The organism is Bradyrhizobium manausense, assembly GCF_018130615.1.
GTDB lineage: Bacteria > Pseudomonadota > Alphaproteobacteria > Rhizobiales > Xanthobacteraceae > Bradyrhizobium > Bradyrhizobium manausense_A.
The window spans coordinates 616,571-631,933 of record NZ_JAFCKB010000001.1; the positions used below are offsets into that span (position 1 = coordinate 616,571).

Annotated in this window: 12 protein-coding genes; 5 read left to right on the forward strand and 7 right to left on the reverse strand. The window is 64.4% G+C overall.

Annotation, left to right across the window (positions count from 1 at the left end; genetic code table 11):
- Window positions 1-21 precede the first annotated feature (21 nt).
- The 5 genes from JQ587_RS02890 to JQ587_RS02910 all read left to right on the forward strand — a co-directional run bounded on the left by JQ587_RS02890 (window position 22) and on the right by JQ587_RS02910 (window position 6,427).
- Entirely contained in the window at window positions 22-678 is a 657-nt protein-coding gene (locus JQ587_RS02890; RefSeq protein WP_212303329.1) for a glutathione S-transferase family protein, read from the forward strand.
- A gap of 176 nt (window positions 679-854) precedes the next feature.
- Entirely contained in the window at window positions 855-1,655 is an 801-nt protein-coding gene (locus JQ587_RS02895) for a helix-turn-helix domain-containing protein (RefSeq protein WP_212424359.1), read from the forward strand.
- A gap of 198 nt (window positions 1,656-1,853) precedes the next feature.
- Window positions 1,854-2,720 (forward strand): beta-keto acid cleavage family enzyme, encoded by an 867-nt coding sequence (locus JQ587_RS02900; RefSeq protein WP_212424360.1) that lies wholly within the window; start codon window positions 1,854-1,856, stop codon window positions 2,718-2,720.
- A 117-nt stretch (window positions 2,721-2,837) separates the two neighbouring features.
- Complete coding sequence (locus JQ587_RS02905; protein ID WP_212424361.1) at window positions 2,838-4,454, forward strand: acyl-CoA carboxylase subunit beta; 1,617 nt, start codon at window positions 2,838-2,840, stop codon at window positions 4,452-4,454.
- A complete protein-coding gene (locus tag JQ587_RS02910; RefSeq protein WP_212424362.1) occupies window positions 4,451-6,427 on the forward strand; it encodes an acetyl/propionyl/methylcrotonyl-CoA carboxylase subunit alpha in 1,977 nt (658 codons plus the stop codon). Before JQ587_RS02905 ends, JQ587_RS02910 begins: the two co-directional genes overlap by 4 nt.
- Before the next feature lie 33 nt (window positions 6,428-6,460).
- On the opposite strand, the gene JQ587_RS02915 is transcribed toward JQ587_RS02910, so the two are convergent.
- The 7 genes from JQ587_RS02915 to JQ587_RS02945 all read right to left on the reverse strand — a co-directional run bounded on the left by JQ587_RS02915 (window position 6,461) and on the right by JQ587_RS02945 (window position 15,130).
- Window positions 6,461-7,447, reverse strand: a complete 987-nt coding sequence (locus JQ587_RS02915) for an ABC transporter ATP-binding protein (protein ID WP_212424363.1) — start codon at window positions 7,445-7,447, stop codon at window positions 6,461-6,463.
- Window positions 7,444-8,451, reverse strand: a complete 1,008-nt coding sequence (locus JQ587_RS02920; protein ID WP_212303335.1) for an ABC transporter ATP-binding protein — start codon at window positions 8,449-8,451, stop codon at window positions 7,444-7,446. The genes JQ587_RS02915 and JQ587_RS02920 overlap by 4 nt, the downstream gene beginning before the upstream one ends.
- A complete protein-coding gene (locus JQ587_RS02925; protein WP_212424364.1) occupies window positions 8,451-9,344 on the reverse strand; it encodes an ABC transporter permease in 894 nt (297 codons plus the stop codon). The genes JQ587_RS02920 and JQ587_RS02925 overlap by 1 nt, the downstream gene beginning before the upstream one ends.
- A 9-nt stretch (window positions 9,345-9,353) precedes the next feature.
- On the reverse strand, window positions 9,354-10,301 hold the full coding sequence (locus tag JQ587_RS02930) for an ABC transporter permease (protein WP_212303337.1): 948 nt from the start codon (window positions 10,299-10,301) through the stop codon (window positions 9,354-9,356).
- A 99-nt stretch (window positions 10,302-10,400) separates the two neighbouring features.
- On the reverse strand, window positions 10,401-11,999 hold the full coding sequence (locus JQ587_RS02935) for an ABC transporter substrate-binding protein (RefSeq protein WP_212303338.1): 1,599 nt from the start codon (window positions 11,997-11,999) through the stop codon (window positions 10,401-10,403).
- 406 nt (window positions 12,000-12,405) lie between these two features.
- Window positions 12,406-13,956, reverse strand: coding sequence for an AMP-binding protein (locus JQ587_RS02940; RefSeq protein ID WP_212424365.1), 1,551 nt, complete (start codon window positions 13,954-13,956; stop codon window positions 12,406-12,408).
- A 19-nt stretch (window positions 13,957-13,975) separates the two neighbouring features.
- Window positions 13,976-15,130 carry an iron-containing alcohol dehydrogenase gene (locus tag JQ587_RS02945; protein WP_212424366.1) on the reverse strand — a complete coding sequence of 385 codons (1,155 nt, stop codon included), beginning with the start codon at window positions 15,128-15,130 and terminating at the stop codon, window positions 13,976-13,978.
- Between the last annotated feature and the right edge of the window lie 233 nt (window positions 15,131-15,363).

Sequence of the window (15,363 nt, forward strand, 5' to 3'; positions counted from 1 at the left end):
ATGCTCTAGGGGGAAGTCCTGATGATCACGCTCTATCACTGCGACGCCGCGCGCTCGTTCCGCCCGCTCTGGATGCTGGAGGAGATGGGGCTGCCGTATGAGCTGAGGATGCTGCCGTTCCCGCCGCGGGTGTTCGCCAAGGAATATCTCGCACTCAATCCGCTCGGCACGATTCCCTTCATGGTCGACGGCGAGACCAAGATGACGGAGTCCTCCGGCATCTGCCATTATCTCGGCGTCAAGCACGGCCCGACGCCGCTGATGGTCGGCCCCGAGGATCCCGCCTATGGCGTGTTCCTGAACTGGATGTATTTCAGCGACGCCACGTTAACCTTCCCGCAAACGCTGGTGCTCCGCTACACCCAGCTTGAGCCGGAGGAACGCCGCAATCCGCAAGTCGCCACCGACTATGCGAAATGGTTCCTGGGCCGGCTGCGCGCCGTCGAGGCCGCGACCGCTAAAGCCGAAACCTTGTGCGCCGGCCGCTTCACCGCCGCTGACATTGTCATCGGTTATGCGCTACGTCTCGCCGACAATATCGGTCTCGCCAAGGATTTCGGGCCGAATGTCGCGGCCTATTGGGCGCGTTTGCAGCAACGCGATGGTTTCAAGCGCGCGGTTGCTGCGGAGCAGAAGGCCGGCACTGAACAGAATGTTGCGCCGCGTGTGAGGGCGTGAGCATTCCGCAGGGCGGGACTACGGGTCTCATCGCGGTTCCGGGAAGACGGATGCTCGTCCCGGAATGGTAATCTTTTGCGCGTCGTGACAGCGCTATCCCGTCGTGACAGTGCCCAAATTTCCGCTAAGGTGACCTCCGTCCGCAGCGGCCAAAGAGCCGCGCGAGGAGGATCCCAATGGAAGACCAGGGTCGCGAATCCGACCATCTGATGTTGATCACGCCGGAGCGGGTCTTTTATGCCGGCTTGCTCGGACGGCCCCGCAAGCGGACCCCAGGTTGCTGCCACGTCTATGTTGCTGTGAAAGGCAGTCTGCATCTGTCCATCGACGACGTTCTTGCCACCGCCGAATTGTTCGTCACCCTGCCGAATCAGCGGCATTCCATTGCCAGCGACTATCGCACTGCAATCAGCGTGACCCTCGAACCGGAAAGCATGCCTGACGGCGTGATCGAGGCCCTAGCCGAGCGGCTGACCGGAGTCGACAGGGCCGTCTACGCCCGCAAGATCCTCGCCGCCTACGCGCTGCTGCGCCAGCGCCGCTATGGCGACATCACCACTGCCGAATTCGACGAGATGTGCTTTGGCGAGGCGCTGCCGCGCCGCGTGCTCGATCCGCGCGTCACGCGCGCGGTTGCGCGCATCGAGCGCTTTTCCGGCGAACCGGTGACGGCTGACACATGCGCTGCCGAAGCGGGGCTCTCCGCTTCGCGCTTCCTGCATCTGTTCAAGGAAGAGACCGGCATCTCGTTCCGCTCCTTCCGGGCCTGGAAGCGCGCGCGGCATCTGCTGCACTTCGCCAACCAGGACCTCAACCTCGCTCATCTCGCACAGGATATCGGCTATCCCGACAGCACCCATTTCAGCCACTCGATCCGCCGGTTCTACGGATTGAAGCCGCGCGCCATCTTCGTCGGCTCGCGTGATCTCGCGATCTATCGCAGCACCGAGACGGTGCGGCTCGCGGAGGCGAGCTAACGGCGCTCTCGTAGGGTGGGCAAAGCGAAGCGTGCCCGCCATTCGTTGCGATGGAAAAAAGTGGCGGGCACGGCGAAAGAGCGCCTTTGCCCACCCGACGAGAGCTCGTCTTTAGCTAGCTTCTCCGCGCAAGAAGCCGCTTGTCCCGCATCACATGATCGCAAGCGTTGAATTCTCAACGTGCGAGATATTTTTGGCATGAGCGACAAGGCCGTCATCACCTGCGCGCTGAACGGCGTGCTCACCGACCCCAAGCAGCACAACGTGCCCGTGACGCCCGAGCAGATGGCGCGCGAGGCCAAGGCTGCGTTCGATGCGGGCGCGTCGATCATGCACATCCATCTGCGCCAGCAGGCGCCGGATAAGGGGCATCTGCCGTCCTGGGACGTCAGCGTGAGCAAAGAGATCCAGCAGGCGATCCGCGAAGCCTGCCCCGGCGTCATCATCAACCACACCTCGGGCGTGTCGGGGTCGAACTACTCCGGCGCGCTCGATTGCATCCGCGAGACCAGGCCGGAGATCGCCGCCTGCAACGCCGGCTCGCTGAATTATCTGAAGGTGAAGGCCGACAACACCTGGGCTTGGCCGCCGATGATGTTCGACAACGCGGTCGAGAAGGTGAAAGACTATCTCGACGTCATGAATTCAGTCGGCACCATCCCCGAGTTCGAATGCTTTGACGTCGGCATCGTCCGCTGCGTCGGCATGTACCACCAGGTCGGCATGTACAAGGGGCCACTGGAATATAACTTCGTGATGGGCGTTGCTTCGGGAATGCCTTCGGATCCGGAGCTACTGCCGATCCTGATCAAGCTGAAGCGGCCCGAAGCGCAGTTTCAGGTCACCGCCATCGGCCGCGAAGAGATCTGGCCGCTGCACCAGCGCTGCGCCGAGCTCGGCGGCCACCTGCGAACCGGTCTCGAGGATGCGTTCTATCTCGCCGACGGCAGGAAGGTGACCTCGAACGGACAGCTGATCGAAGCCATCGCCGCCTGTGCCCGGCGTGCCGGTCGCGAGATCGCCAGCCCCGCCGAGGCGCGGAAGATCTTTGGGACGAACAGGTAGCCACACTCCGTCATTCCGGGATGGCCGAAGGCCAGGCCCGGAATCCATAGCCACGATCGGGAGTATGGATTCCGGGCTCGCGCTCCGCGCGCCCCGGAATGACGAGCAGGAGATTTAATGTCCATTCTCGAAAACGCCATTTCCCCCGGCAGCGCCGCATATCGTGCCAATCGCGACGGCATGCTCGGCTTGATCGATCGCATGCGCGCGCTGGAAGAGCGCACGCGTGCGGCGTCGGCGGCGGCAAAGGATCGCTTCCACAAGCGCGGTCAATTGCTGCCGCGCGAGCGCGTCGCGCTGGTGCTCGATCCCGGCGCGCCGTTCATCGAGCTGTCGACGCTCGCCGGCTACATGTTCGACGTACCGGACGCCGACAAGAGCGTCCCCGGCGGCGGCGTCATCGCCGGCATCGGCTTCGTCTCGGGCGTCCGTTGCATGGTCAGCGCCAGCGATTCCGGCATCGATGCCGGCGCACTCCAGCCCTTCGGCCTCGACAAGACGCTGCGCGTGCAGGAGCTCGCGCTGGAGAACAAGTTGCCTTACGTCCAGCTGGTCGAAAGCGCGGGGGCTAATCTCTTGCGCTATCGCGTCGAGGATTTTGTCCGCGGCGGCAACATCTTTCGCAACCTCGCGCGGCTCTCGGCCGCAGGCCTGCCGGTCGTCACCGTCACGCATGGCTCGTCCACGGCGGGCGGCGCCTACCAGACCGGCCTGTCCGACTACATCGTCATGGTGCGTGGCCGCACGCGCGCCTTCCTGGCCGGGCCACCACTGCTGAAGGCCGCCACCGGCGAGATCGCGACGGAAGAAGAGCTCGGCGGCGCCGAGATGCACACGCAGATCTCCGGCCTCGGCGACTATCTCGCCGAGGACGACCGTGATGCGCTGCGCATCGCGCGCGAGATCATGGCGGCGCTGGAATGGGAGCGGCCGGGCCGAACGGCTCTGCAGTACAGACCGCCGCGCTATGACCAGGACGAGTTGCTCGGCATCATGCCGATGGATCACAAGCGTCCGGTCGATATGAAGCAGGTGATTGCCCGCATCATCGACGATTCCGATTTCACCGAGATGGCGCCGAATTACGGGCCGGCCACCGTCTGCGGCCATGCCCGCATCGAGGGCCAGGCGATCGGCATCATCACCAACAACGGCCCGCTCGATCCCGCCGGCGCCAACAAGGCGACACATTTCATCCAGGCCTGCTGCCAGACCCGCACGCCGATCCTCTATCTCAACAACACCACCGGCTACATGGTCGGCAAAGCCTATGAAGAAGCCGGCATGATCAAGCACGGCTCCAAGATGATCCAGGCAGTGACGTCAGCGACGGTGCCGCAGATTACAATCTATTGCGGTGCCTCGTTCGGCGCCGGCAATTACGGCATGTGCGGCCGCGGCTTCCATCCGCGGTTCTGCTTCTCCTGGCCCAACGCCAAGACCGCGGTGATGGGCGGCGAGCAGGCCGCCGAGACCATGGCGATCGTGACGGAAGCCGCCGCCGCGCGCCGCGGCAAGCCGATCGAGAAGGACAGGCTGGAGGCCATGAAGGCTGAGATCATCGGCGTGTTCGACGGCCAGATGGACGTGTTCTCGACCAGCGCACGGGTGCTCGACGACGGCGTGATCGATCCGCGCGACACCCGTGCCGTGCTGTCGGAGGTGCTCGCGATCTGCCGCGAGGGCGATGCACGCACGCCGCAGTGCATGCAGTTCTCGGTGGCGCGCCCATGAGGAACGAATCAGGGCAGCACCGGCCGTTCTTCAGGGTCCTGGTCGCCAATCGCGGCGAGATCGCACTGCGTGTGATGCGCAGCGCGCGGCGGCTCGGCCTCGGCGTTGTCGCGGTCTATTCGGATGCGGATCGTGATGCGCTTCACGTCAAGCAGGCCGATCAGGCTGTGCGGATCGGCGAGGCCCTGCCGGCGCAATCCTATCTCAGCATCCCCGCGATCATCGCTGCGGCCAAGGCCAGCGGCGCGGATGCCGTGCACCCCGGCTATGGCTTCCTTGCCGAGAACGAAGACTTCGCGCAAGCGTGTAAGGATGCCGGTCTCGTCTTCATCGGTCCGTCGCCGCAGGCGATCGAGGCGATGGGCAACAAGGCCGGCGCCAAGGAGATCATGAAGAAGGCCGGCGTGCCTATCGTGCCCGGCTATCAAGGTGCCGACCAGGGCGACGAGGTGATGGTCGCGGAAGCCAAAAAGATCGGCTTCCCCGTGATGATCAAGGCGGTCGCGGGCGGCGGCGGCCGCGGCATGCGGCTCGTCGGTGATGTTGCGTCGTTCCCGGATGCGCTGCGCAGCGCGCGGTCGGAGGCCAAGGCTGCCTTCGGCGATCCCACGGTGATCCTCGAGCGCGCGATCCAGAACCCGCGCCACATCGAGATTCAGGTGTTCGGCGACAGCCACGGCAACGCCATCCATCTCGGCGAGCGCGACTGCTCGGTGCAGCGGCGCCACCAGAAACTGATCGAGGAGGCGCCGTCACCGGCGGTGACGCCGGAGCTGCGCGCAAGAATGGGCGAGGTTGCGGTCGCCGCCGTGAAAGCGCTGCGCTACGAGGGCGCCGGCACGCTGGAATTCCTGCTCGATGCCAACGGCGAGTTTTACTTCATGGAGATGAACACGCGCCTTCAGGTCGAGCATCCCGTGACCGAAGCGATCACCGGGCTCGATCTGGTCGAGCTGCAACTGCGCGTCGCGCGCGGCGAGCCATTGCCGGTGAAGCAGCAGGACATCAAGTTCTCAGGCCACGCTATCGAAGTCCGGGTGTGCTCGGAAGATGCGGGGCAGGATTTTATGCCGCAGTCCGGTCGCATGGCGCGCTGGCAGGTGCCTGACGGCATCCGCGTCGAGCACGCGCTGCAGTCGGGGGCGGAGATTCCGCCGTTCTACGATTCCATGATCGCCAAGGTGATCAGCCGCGGCGCCGCGCGCGAGGAGGCGAGGGGCCGGCTGATCGTCGGACTGGAGCAGCTCACGGCTTTCGGCGTGACGACCAACCAGGCGTTCCTGATGGCTTGCTTGCGTCATCCCGGGTTTGTCGCGGGCGAGGCGACGACAGCTTTCATCGGCACGCATCGCGACGAGCTGCTGGCGCCGCGGGCAGACGCTGCATTCGATAGGGCGCTGGCGGGCCTGCTGCTCTACGTGACCAATCCGCGCGCGCCGTCGTGGCGAAGTGGTCGAAGCCTGTCGGCGACCTGTCCTCTGCCGGCGAAAATCGAGATCGCTGGCCACGCATACGAGCTCGACATCACCCGCGAGCGCGATGGCGGCTATGCCGTTGCCACTGACGGCCGGCTGGACAGGTTCGAGATTGACCAGCTCGATCCCGACGCGATCCGCTTCCGCCACGATGGCGTGATGGACAGCGCAAAGTTCCTGCGCGACGGCGACCGGCTCTACGTCCAGCATCGCGGCATTCCGCTTGCGGTGAATGATCTCACGCTCGCTGCGCCGAAGACTGCCGCCGCCAATGGCGGAGATGGAAAGATCCGCGCCGCCATGAACGGCCGTGTCGTCGCCGTCCTCGTCAAGCCGGGCGACCGCGTCACTGCCGGTCAGCCGGTGGTGACGCTGGAGGCGATGAAGATGGAACACGTCCACAAGGCCGGCATCGACGGCGTGGTGGCGGCGATCGCCGTGGCCGAAGGCGAGCAGGTCACGACGGGCAGGATCGTGGCGGAGATCGGGGCGGGGTAGCTGGCGCCTCAAACGGCCGTCGCCGGGACGACGTCAAGGATCTCGCCCCGTCCCCTCATTCAGCAGGCACGCCACCTGATGCCCATCGCCTGCATCCATCAGCACCGGCCGCTCCGTTTTGCATCGTTCCATCGCGTACCGGCAGCGCGTGTGAAAGGCGCAACCGGGCGGCGGATTGACCGGGCTTGGCACGTCGCCGTCGACGAGCGGCGCGAGCTTCTTCGCCAGCGGGTTGGGGATCGGCACGGAGGCGAGCAGCGCCTGGGTGTAGGGATGGCGAGGGTTACGAAACAGCTCGTCCTTGTCGGCGATCTCGACGATGCGGCCGAGATACATCACGGCGACGCGGTGGCTGATGTGGGCGACTACGGCGAGATCGTGCGCGATGAAGAGATAGGAGAAGCCGTGCCGCTTCTGCAGGTCGATCAGCAGATTGATCACCTGTGCCTGGATCGAGACGTCGAGCGCTGAGACCGGCTCGTCGCAGACGATCAGGCGCGGTGACAGTGCGAGCGCCCGTGCGATGCAGATGCGCTGGCGCTGGCCGCCGGAAAACTGATGCGGGAAGTTGCGCATCTGGTCGGGCCGGAGGCCGACCTGCTCGAACAGCTTTGCGACGCGCGCCTCCAGCGCCTTGCCGGCCGCGAGCCCGTGCACGGCCAGCGGCTCGCCGACGATATCGCCCGCGGTCATGCGCGGATTGAGCGAGGCGAACGGATCCTGAAACACGATCTGCATCGAGCGTCGATGCGGCCGCAGCGCTGCCTTGGACAGATGCGTGATGTCCTCGCCATCGAGGCGGATCCGGCCTGAGGTCGGCTCGACCAGCCGCAGCACGCTGCGCGCCACCGTCGACTTGCCGCAGCCGGATTCGCCGACGAGGCCGAGCGTCTCGCCGGCGCCAAGCGAGAAGGACACGCCGTCAACCGAGTGCACGGTGCCGACCTGCCGGCGCAGCACGCCGGCGCGCACCGGGTAATACTTCCTAAGGTCGGTGACTTCGAGCAGCGCTTCGGTCATGCCACCTCCGCCACTTCAGCCGCGCGCCAGCACGCCGCGAGATGGCCACCGCCCCAATCGGTCAGCGGCGGGTATTCGGCCTCGCAGCGCTTCACCGCGAGCTTGCAGCGCGGCGCAAAGGCGCAGCCCTTCGGCAGCCGCACCAGCGACGGCACGGTGCCGGGGATTTCGTTCAGCCGCTCTTGAGCGGGAACGCCCGACGCAGGGACGGCCGGGATCGAGGCCATCAGCCCGCGCGTATAGGGATGCTTCGGCGCGGCGAACAGCGCCTCGACGCTGGCTTCCTCGACCTTCCGGCCCGCATACATCACGATCACGCGCTGCGCCGTTTGCGCGACGACGCCGAGATCGTGCGTGATCAGCACGAGCCCGGTGCCGAGCGCCTTCTGCAGGTCGAGGATCAGGGCCAGGATCTGTGCCTGGATGGTGACGTCGAGCGCGGTGGTCGGCTCGTCCGCGATCAGCAGCGCCGGCCGGCACGCCAGCGCCATCGCGATCATCGCGCGCTGGCGCATGCCGCCGGACAGCTGGTGCGGATATTCGCGCGCACGCCGTGCCGGCTCGGGGATGCGCACCAGCCGCAGCATCTCGACTGCGATGTTGTGCGCCTCCTTGGCCGACAGGTTCCGGTGCAGCCGCACCGCCTCGACGATCTGGTCGCCGATCCGCATCACCGGGTTGAGCGAGGTCATCGGCTCCTGGAAGATCATGGAGATGCGGTTGCCCCGGATCTTGCGCATCTCCGCTTCGTCCAGGGTCAGCAGATCTGTGCCCTCCAGCGAGATCGAGCCGCCGACAATGCGGCCGGGTGGATCGGGCACCAGCCGCATCAGCGACAACGCGGTAACGCTCTTGCCGCAGCCGGATTCGCCGACAATCGCCAGCGTTTCACCGCGCCTCACCGTGAAGGAGACATCGTCGACGGCTTTGAACAAGCCTGAATTGGTGAAGAACACCGTCTTCAGGCCGTTCACCTCGAGTACGAGATCGGATTGTTTCGCCATCAGCCACGCTGCCGGGGATCGAGGATGTCGCGCAGGGCGTCGCCGAACAGGTTTGCGCCGAACACGGCGAGACTGATGGCGATACCCGGGAAGATCACCAGCCACGGCGCAGTGCGGACATATTCGGCGGCGGATTCCGACAGCATGCGGCCCCATGACGGGTAAGGCTCGGGGATCCCGAGGCCGAGGAAGGAGAGCGAGGCTTCGGTGAGGATCGTCGAGCCGAGCTGGGCGGTGACGAGCACGATCAGCGGCGCGAGCGTGTTCGGCAATACGTGGCGGAGCGCGATGCGGACTTCGCTCATGCCGATCGATTTCGCCGCCTCCACGAACGGCTGCTCGCGCAGCGCCAGCGTATTGGCGCGGGTGACGCGCGAGACGGTCGGGATCAGCGGAATCGCGATGGCGAGGATGACATTCGGCAGCGACGGACCGAGTGCGGCCGTCATGATCAGGGCCAGCACCAGCAGCGGCAGCGCCTGCAAGATGTCGGAGACGCGCTGGAATACGAGATCGACCCAGCCGGAGAGATAACCGGAGGTGAGGCCGACGATGACGCCGATCGTGCCGCCGAGGGCGGTCGAGCCGATGCCCACCGCAAGGGAAATCCGCGCGCCGTGGATGATGCGGCTGAAGACGTCGCGGCCGAAGGAATCCGTACCCATCCAGTGCGCGAGGCTCGGCCGCATCAGCGCGTGGGCCGAATCGACGCTCAGCGGGTCGTAGCGCGCGATGAAGTCGGCGAAGATCACAGTGAACACGAACAGCGTCATGATCATGAGACCGGCCGCGCCTAGAACGTGCCGCTGTGCCAGGAACAGCACGCGCCGCCACCCGCCGGTCGCATGCGCGCCGGCCCGCCTTAATTCAACGTCAAAGTTGATCGCGGCCAAGCGCCTCTCCTAATCCGTGTATCTGATGCGCGGGTCGAACACGGCGTAGAGCATGTCGACGATGAAATTCGCGCTCACCACCACGACGGCAATCAGCATCACGAGGTTCTGCACGATCGGATAATCGCGCCAGCGGATCGCCTCGACCAGAAAGCGGGCGACGCCGGGGATATTGAAAACGGTTTCCGTCACGATCAGGCCGCCGATCAGGAACGCCGCCTCGATGCCGATCACGGTGATGACGGGCAAGATCGCGTTCTTCAGCGCGTGGTGATAGTTCACGGCGGCGTCGGAGGCGCCCTTGGCGCGCGCGGTGCGGATGTAATCCTGCCGCAGCACCTCCAGCATCGAGGATCGCGTGATACGCATGGTCAGCGCCGCGCTGCGGAAGCCGACGGCCGCGGCCGGCACGGCGTAGGTCGCGAACGCTTCCAGCCACGTGGCCGGGTTTGGATTGAAGATCGGGATCTGGCCGAACATCGCCACCGCCGCGGTGAGGATCAACAGGCCGAGCCAGAATGAGGGCAGCGACAAGCCACTCAGGCTCACCACGCGCAGCGCGTAGTCGAGCCGCGTGCCCTGCTTCACCGCGCTGATGACCCCGAGCGGGATGCCGATCGATGCCGAGAACAGCAGCGCGAGGCCGGCGAGCCGCGCGGTGATCGGGATCCGCGGCAGGATCTCTTGCAGCGCAGGCTTCTCCGACACGTAAGAGTAGCCGAAGTCACCACGCAGAAAGCCGCTGATCCAGTGCCAATATTGCAGGATCAGCGGCTGATCGATGCCGAGCTCCTTCTCCAGATTGGCCTTGTCGGCCGGATCGACATAGCCGGCTGCCGCGAACAGGATGTCGACGATGTTGCCGGGCACGATGCGCAACAGGAAGAAGATGACGATCGAGATCCCGAACAGGGTCACGAGCATCAGGAACAGGCGCCGCACCAGATAGGCAAACATCCCGCGTCCTCCGCGAGCCGCTAGGGCATGATCCGGAAAAGTGCGTGGCGGTTTTCCGACAAGATCATGCTCAAACCAAAACCTCTTCAGCCTGCCGCACTATTTGTCGAGCCACACGTCCTCGTAGCGAAATCCGTTGTATGAGCTGTTCGACATGATCGTGATTCCCTTGACGTAGGGCTGCCAGCAGGTGCCGGCGCGCGCATGGAATATGATCGGACGGGCGACGTCCTCCTGCAGCTTCTTGTCGATGTCCCAGACCAGTTGCTTGCGCTTGTTAGTGTCGATCTCCTGCGACTGCACGTCGAACAGCTTCTCGATCTCCTTGTTGCAATAGTTGGTGTAGTTCCGCTCCGAGCCGCAGGAATAGTTCTCGTAGAAGGACTGGTCCGGATCGTCGACGGAATTGCCCGTCAGATTGAGGCCGAGCATGTAGTCCTTGCGCGCGACTTTCGGGAACCAGTTGGCGGTCTCCACGACATCGAGTTCGCCGTCGATATAGATGCTCTTGAGCTGGTCGATCAGGATCACCGCGGGATCGCGATATTCCGCGAGATTGCGCGTCGAGATTTTTACCGCCAGATGCTTGTCGGGGCCGTAACCGGCCTTCTGCATCAGCTTCTTCGCTTCCTCGCGATTCGCGTTCACGTTCGGACCATAGCCCGGAATGGTCTCAAGCTTGTCCTTGGGCATGCCCCAGATGCCCTGCGGCGGCGGCAGCATGGTGCCGCCGATGTCGGCCTGGCCTTCGAACAGGATGTCGACGAAGGCTTTGCGGTCGAGCGCCAGCGACATCGCGCGGCGGATATCGATGTTGTCGAACGGCGCGGAGGTCGAATTGACGATGATATTGGTCGAAACGTTGGTCGGTTCGACGACGCAGGTCGCGTTCGGCGCCTGCGATTTGATGTCCTTCAGGAGTGGGATGGTAATATGCGTCGGAAACGTCATATCGAATTTCCCGGCGACGAAGGCGAGGATCGCGGTCGAGCGGTTTGGGATGATCGTGTATTCGATGCCGTCGAGATAGGGCAGGCCCTTCTTCCAGTAGTCCGGATTCCGCGTCAGCTTGATCGATTCATTGGCTTTGAACTCGACGAATTTGTACGGTCCGGTCCCGATCGGATGGGTGCGCATGTCCGCCGGTGAGACGTGACAGGGGTAGATCGGCGTATAGCCGGAGGCGAGCATCGCGAGCAGGGAGGGTTGCGGCCGCTTCAGGTTGAAGGAAATCTCGAAGTCGCCGTTGGGCGCGACGTCGTCGACTTCGTTGTACCAGGCCTTGCGCGGATTTTGCCGCAGCTTCTGCTGCGATTTGCCCATCAGGAGATCGAAGGTGCATTTGACGTCGGCTGACGTGAATGCCTTGCCGTCATGCCATTTGACGCCCTGGCGAAGTTTGAATGTCAGCTTCTTGTTGTCGCTGCTCCAGGACCAGCTCTCGGCCAGCTCGGGCCTCAGGGTATCGGGACTGTTCTGCGCGATGTGCTGATCATAGATGACGAGATTGTTGAAGACCCCCATGAAGGGTACGTTGAGCGAGTAGGTCGCGCCCTCGAGGATCGAGGCGTTGCCGGGGCTGTCGCGGTGATACATCCGCAGGATTCCGCCCTGCTTGGGCTCACCGGCGAATGTCGTGGTCGAAAACGCCAGCAAAGATAGCGCCGCCGTCGCGGCGAGCGCCCAAACGCTCCGCATCCTCGGTCCTCCCTGGACATCGGCCTTTCTGGCCTGTTTGACCAGACGATAGCCGAGCCGCGTGGAGGGAGGCAACCGGCCAACGCGCTTTACCGCCTTGACAATTTGGATGACGTAATGCCGCAGGCGTTCACACTTTCCCAGTATGAGAGTGCAAGTGCGAACGGTTCCAGAGCCGTTGTTATGCAATGCTGCAACGCCAATCTTCGCTGTCGTCCCGGACGAGCGAAGCGAAGATCCGGGACCCATACCCCCAGAGAGCAGTTTGGTGAAGATTCGGAGTGACCTGCTCGCGCGACGATTGCGCGTCCTGTGGTTATGGATCCCGGGTTCGCGACTTCGTCGCGCCCCGGGACGACAGCGGAGTTTGCGGCGCTCGCTTCCTCACACAACGCGACTGAGCTGCTCACACGATCCGCGACGTCTTGTTGCCCCAATACCGGTCCCGCAGCAGCCGCTTGTAGAGCTTCCCCGTCGGCAGGCGCGGCAGTTCCTGCTCGAAATCGACCGAGCGCGGCACCTTCTGCCGCGACAGCGATGCGCCGCAGAAGGCGATCAGCTCCTCGGCGAGGGCCTCGCCGGGCATCACGCCCGGCATCGGCTGCACCACCGCCTTCACCTCCTCGCCGAGATCGGCATTGGGCACGCCGAACACGGCGGCATCGGCGACCTTCGGATGGGTGATCAAGAGATTTTCGCACTCCTGCGGATAGATGTTCACGCCACCGGAGATGATCATGAAGGTGGCGCGATCGGTCAGATAGAGAAAGCGGTCCTCGTCGACATAGCCGACGTCGCCGACGGTGCTCATGCTGCCGTCGGCCGAGCGCGCCTCTTTGGTCTTCTCCGGGTCGTTGAAATATTCGAACGGCGATCCCGTCTTGAACCAGACCTGGCCCGGCGTGCCGGTCGGACACGGCTGCATGTTCTCGTCGAGAATATGGAGATCGCCGAGCAGCACCTTGCCGACGGTGCCGCGATGAGCGAGCCATTCCTTGCTGTTGCAAGCGGTGAAGCCGAGCCCTTCGGTGGCGCCGTAATATTCGTGGATGATCGGCCCCCACCATTTGATCATGTCGTCCTTGACCAGCGCCGGGCAGGGTGCGGCTGCATGGATCGCGATCTCGAGCGAGGAAAGGTCGTAACGTGAGCGTACCTCCTCCGGGAGCTTCAGCATGCGGGAGAACATCGTCGGCACCAACTGGGTATGCGTGATGCCCCATTGCTGCACCAGCTGGAGGTAACGCTCGGGATCGAACGTTTCCATGATGACCACGGTGCCGCCCATCCGGATCGTGAGATTGACCGCGGCCTGCGGCGCCGAGTGATAGAGCGGCGCCGGCGACAGATAGACCATGCCCTCGCGGTAGTGCCATAGCTTCGTCAGGAAATCGAACAGCGGCAGATTGTGCTTCGGCGGCTCCTCCGGCAGCGGCCGCAGGATTCCCTTCGGCCGTCCGGTCGTGCCGGACGAATAGAGCATCGCGGTTCCGAGCCATTCATCCGGGATCGGCGTCTTCGGCAGGTCCGCGGTGACGTCGGCCAGTCCGACGATGCGATCGCTCTCGCCGGGACCGTCGGCGACAATGCAGAGCTTGACGTCGGGACAGGCCTGGATTGCCTCGCGCGCGATGTCGAGCTTTGCCACCGACGTGATCAGGATTTTCGACTGGCTGTTGACGAGGAGATAAGCGAGCTCGCCCGGCGTCAGGAAGGAGTTGATGCAGGTGTAATACAGCCCCGACCGCTCGCCCGCGCCGCAGGCTTCGAGATAGCGGGAATTGTTCTCCATGAAGATCGAGTAGTGATCGAGCCGCCGCAGGCCGTGCTTGCGAAACAGATGCGCCAATCGGTTGCTGCGTGCATCGAGCTCGCGATAGGTGACGGCCTCGCCCGTCGCCGCCATGATGAAGGCGGGTTGCAGCGGGCGCAGTCGGGCATGCAGACCTGGGTACATCAGTCCTCCGGGCTTACAATTATGCGGCGAGAAGCAGGATTTCGCGCACTTGCGCTGGGTTCTCGATCCTGCGCGGATTGCGCGGGATCCAGTTCGTGCGCATCGCCTGTTCGGCGATTCCATCGAAATGCTCGGGCATCACGCGCACGTCGGCAAGCCTGCGCGGCATGCCGAGCGAGCGGATGAAGGCATCGAGCACGTCCGCGGCATCGTGGCCGGGAAAACCCATCGCAGCGGCGACGATCATCTGGCGTTCGGCATTATCGCGCGCATTCCAGCGCATCACCGCTGGCAACATCACGCAGGACGTGTAGCCGTGCGCGACGTCGAAGGCGGCGCCAAGGACGTAGCCGATGCCGTGGCTCGCGCCCATCGGCACGCCGGCCGCGAGCGCGCCCATCGATAGCCAGGTGCCGATCTGCGCATCCATCCGCGCGTCGAGATCTCCGGGATCGGCCTTCACCCGCGGCAGTGCATCGGCGAGCATGGCGAGGCCCTTCACCGACTGGGCATCGGCATAAGGATGCGTCTCACGCGAGCAGATCGCCTCGACGCAATGATCGATGGCACGGATGCCGGTGGAGAGAAACAGCCATTCCGGCGTGTGTACCGTGATGGCGGGGTCGAGAATGGTCGCGCGCGGTACGGCGAGCGGATGCCGCAGCATCTGCTTCACATGGGTGCTGCGGTCGGTGACACCCGCGATCGACGAAAACTCGCCGCCGGCAATCGTGGTCGGCACGCTGATCTGGCGCACTGTCGGCGCGGTCATGTCGGGCACGGCGCCCTTGTGCACGCGGATGCGGTCGATGCCGTCGATATCCTCGATGCCGTTGGCAAGACAGAGCTGCACCGCCTTGGCGCCATCGGTGATCGAGCCACCGCCCGCGGTCACAATCAAATCGGCGCCGGCCTCACGTGCGGCATTGGTGGCCGCGATCACCGCCTCACGCGGCGTGTGGGCCGGCATGGCGTCGAACAGCCCGGCGCAGCGCGGGCCCAGGGCCGCGACAATTTTTGCGATTTCGTCGGTCTGGCGGTTCAGCGTGCCCGAGACCATCAGGAAGGCACGGTGGGTGCCCAGCCGGTCCATCTGCGCGACGATGGCCTCAGTCGCCGGATGGCCGAACACGACCTCCTCGATCGCGCCGTAAACGACACGTCCCTGGTGCACGCCTGTCCTCCCCGGACAATTCGTCTTGCTTTTGTGGATTTAATCTAACCGAGCTGACGACGTTCGTCATGCGCGAAGGCGCTGGGTCCTCTTCTCCCTCTCCCCGCGTGCGGGCAGAGGCGAAGAACGCACCACGCCCCTTCATGAGCCCGATGAATAAGTCCAATCGCAAGCAGTCGGCTAATCACCGCGTGCGAGGCGGGCTACCACCCTGTCAACCCGCCATCCGGCCA

What these genes read in the sequence shown, in the direction of transcription:
- JQ587_RS02890 (WP_212303329.1), top strand. Translation starts at nt 22, where the DNA reads ATGATCACGCTCTATCACTGCGACGCCGCGCGCTCGTTCCGCCCGCTC.
- JQ587_RS02895 (WP_212424359.1), top strand. Translation starts at nt 855, where the DNA reads ATGGAAGACCAGGGTCGCGAATCCGACCATCTGATGTTGATCACGCCG.
- JQ587_RS02900 (WP_212424360.1), top strand. Translation starts at nt 1,854, where the DNA reads ATGAGCGACAAGGCCGTCATCACCTGCGCGCTGAACGGCGTGCTCACC.
- JQ587_RS02905 (WP_212424361.1), top strand. Translation starts at nt 2,838, where the DNA reads ATGTCCATTCTCGAAAACGCCATTTCCCCCGGCAGCGCCGCATATCGT.
- JQ587_RS02910 (WP_212424362.1), top strand. Translation starts at nt 4,451, where the DNA reads ATGAGGAACGAATCAGGGCAGCACCGGCCGTTCTTCAGGGTCCTGGTC.
- JQ587_RS02915 (WP_212424363.1), bottom strand. Translation starts at nt 7,447, where the DNA reads ATGACCGAAGCGCTGCTCGAAGTCACCGACCTTAGGAAGTATTACCCG.
- JQ587_RS02920 (WP_212303335.1), bottom strand. Translation starts at nt 8,451, where the DNA reads ATGGCGAAACAATCCGATCTCGTACTCGAGGTGAACGGCCTGAAGACG.
- JQ587_RS02930 (WP_212303337.1), bottom strand. Translation starts at nt 10,301, where the DNA reads ATGTTTGCCTATCTGGTGCGGCGCCTGTTCCTGATGCTCGTGACCCTG.
- JQ587_RS02935 (WP_212303338.1), bottom strand. Translation starts at nt 11,999, where the DNA reads ATGCGGAGCGTTTGGGCGCTCGCCGCGACGGCGGCGCTATCTTTGCTG.
- JQ587_RS02940 (WP_212424365.1), bottom strand. Translation starts at nt 13,956, where the DNA reads ATGTACCCAGGTCTGCATGCCCGACTGCGCCCGCTGCAACCCGCCTTC.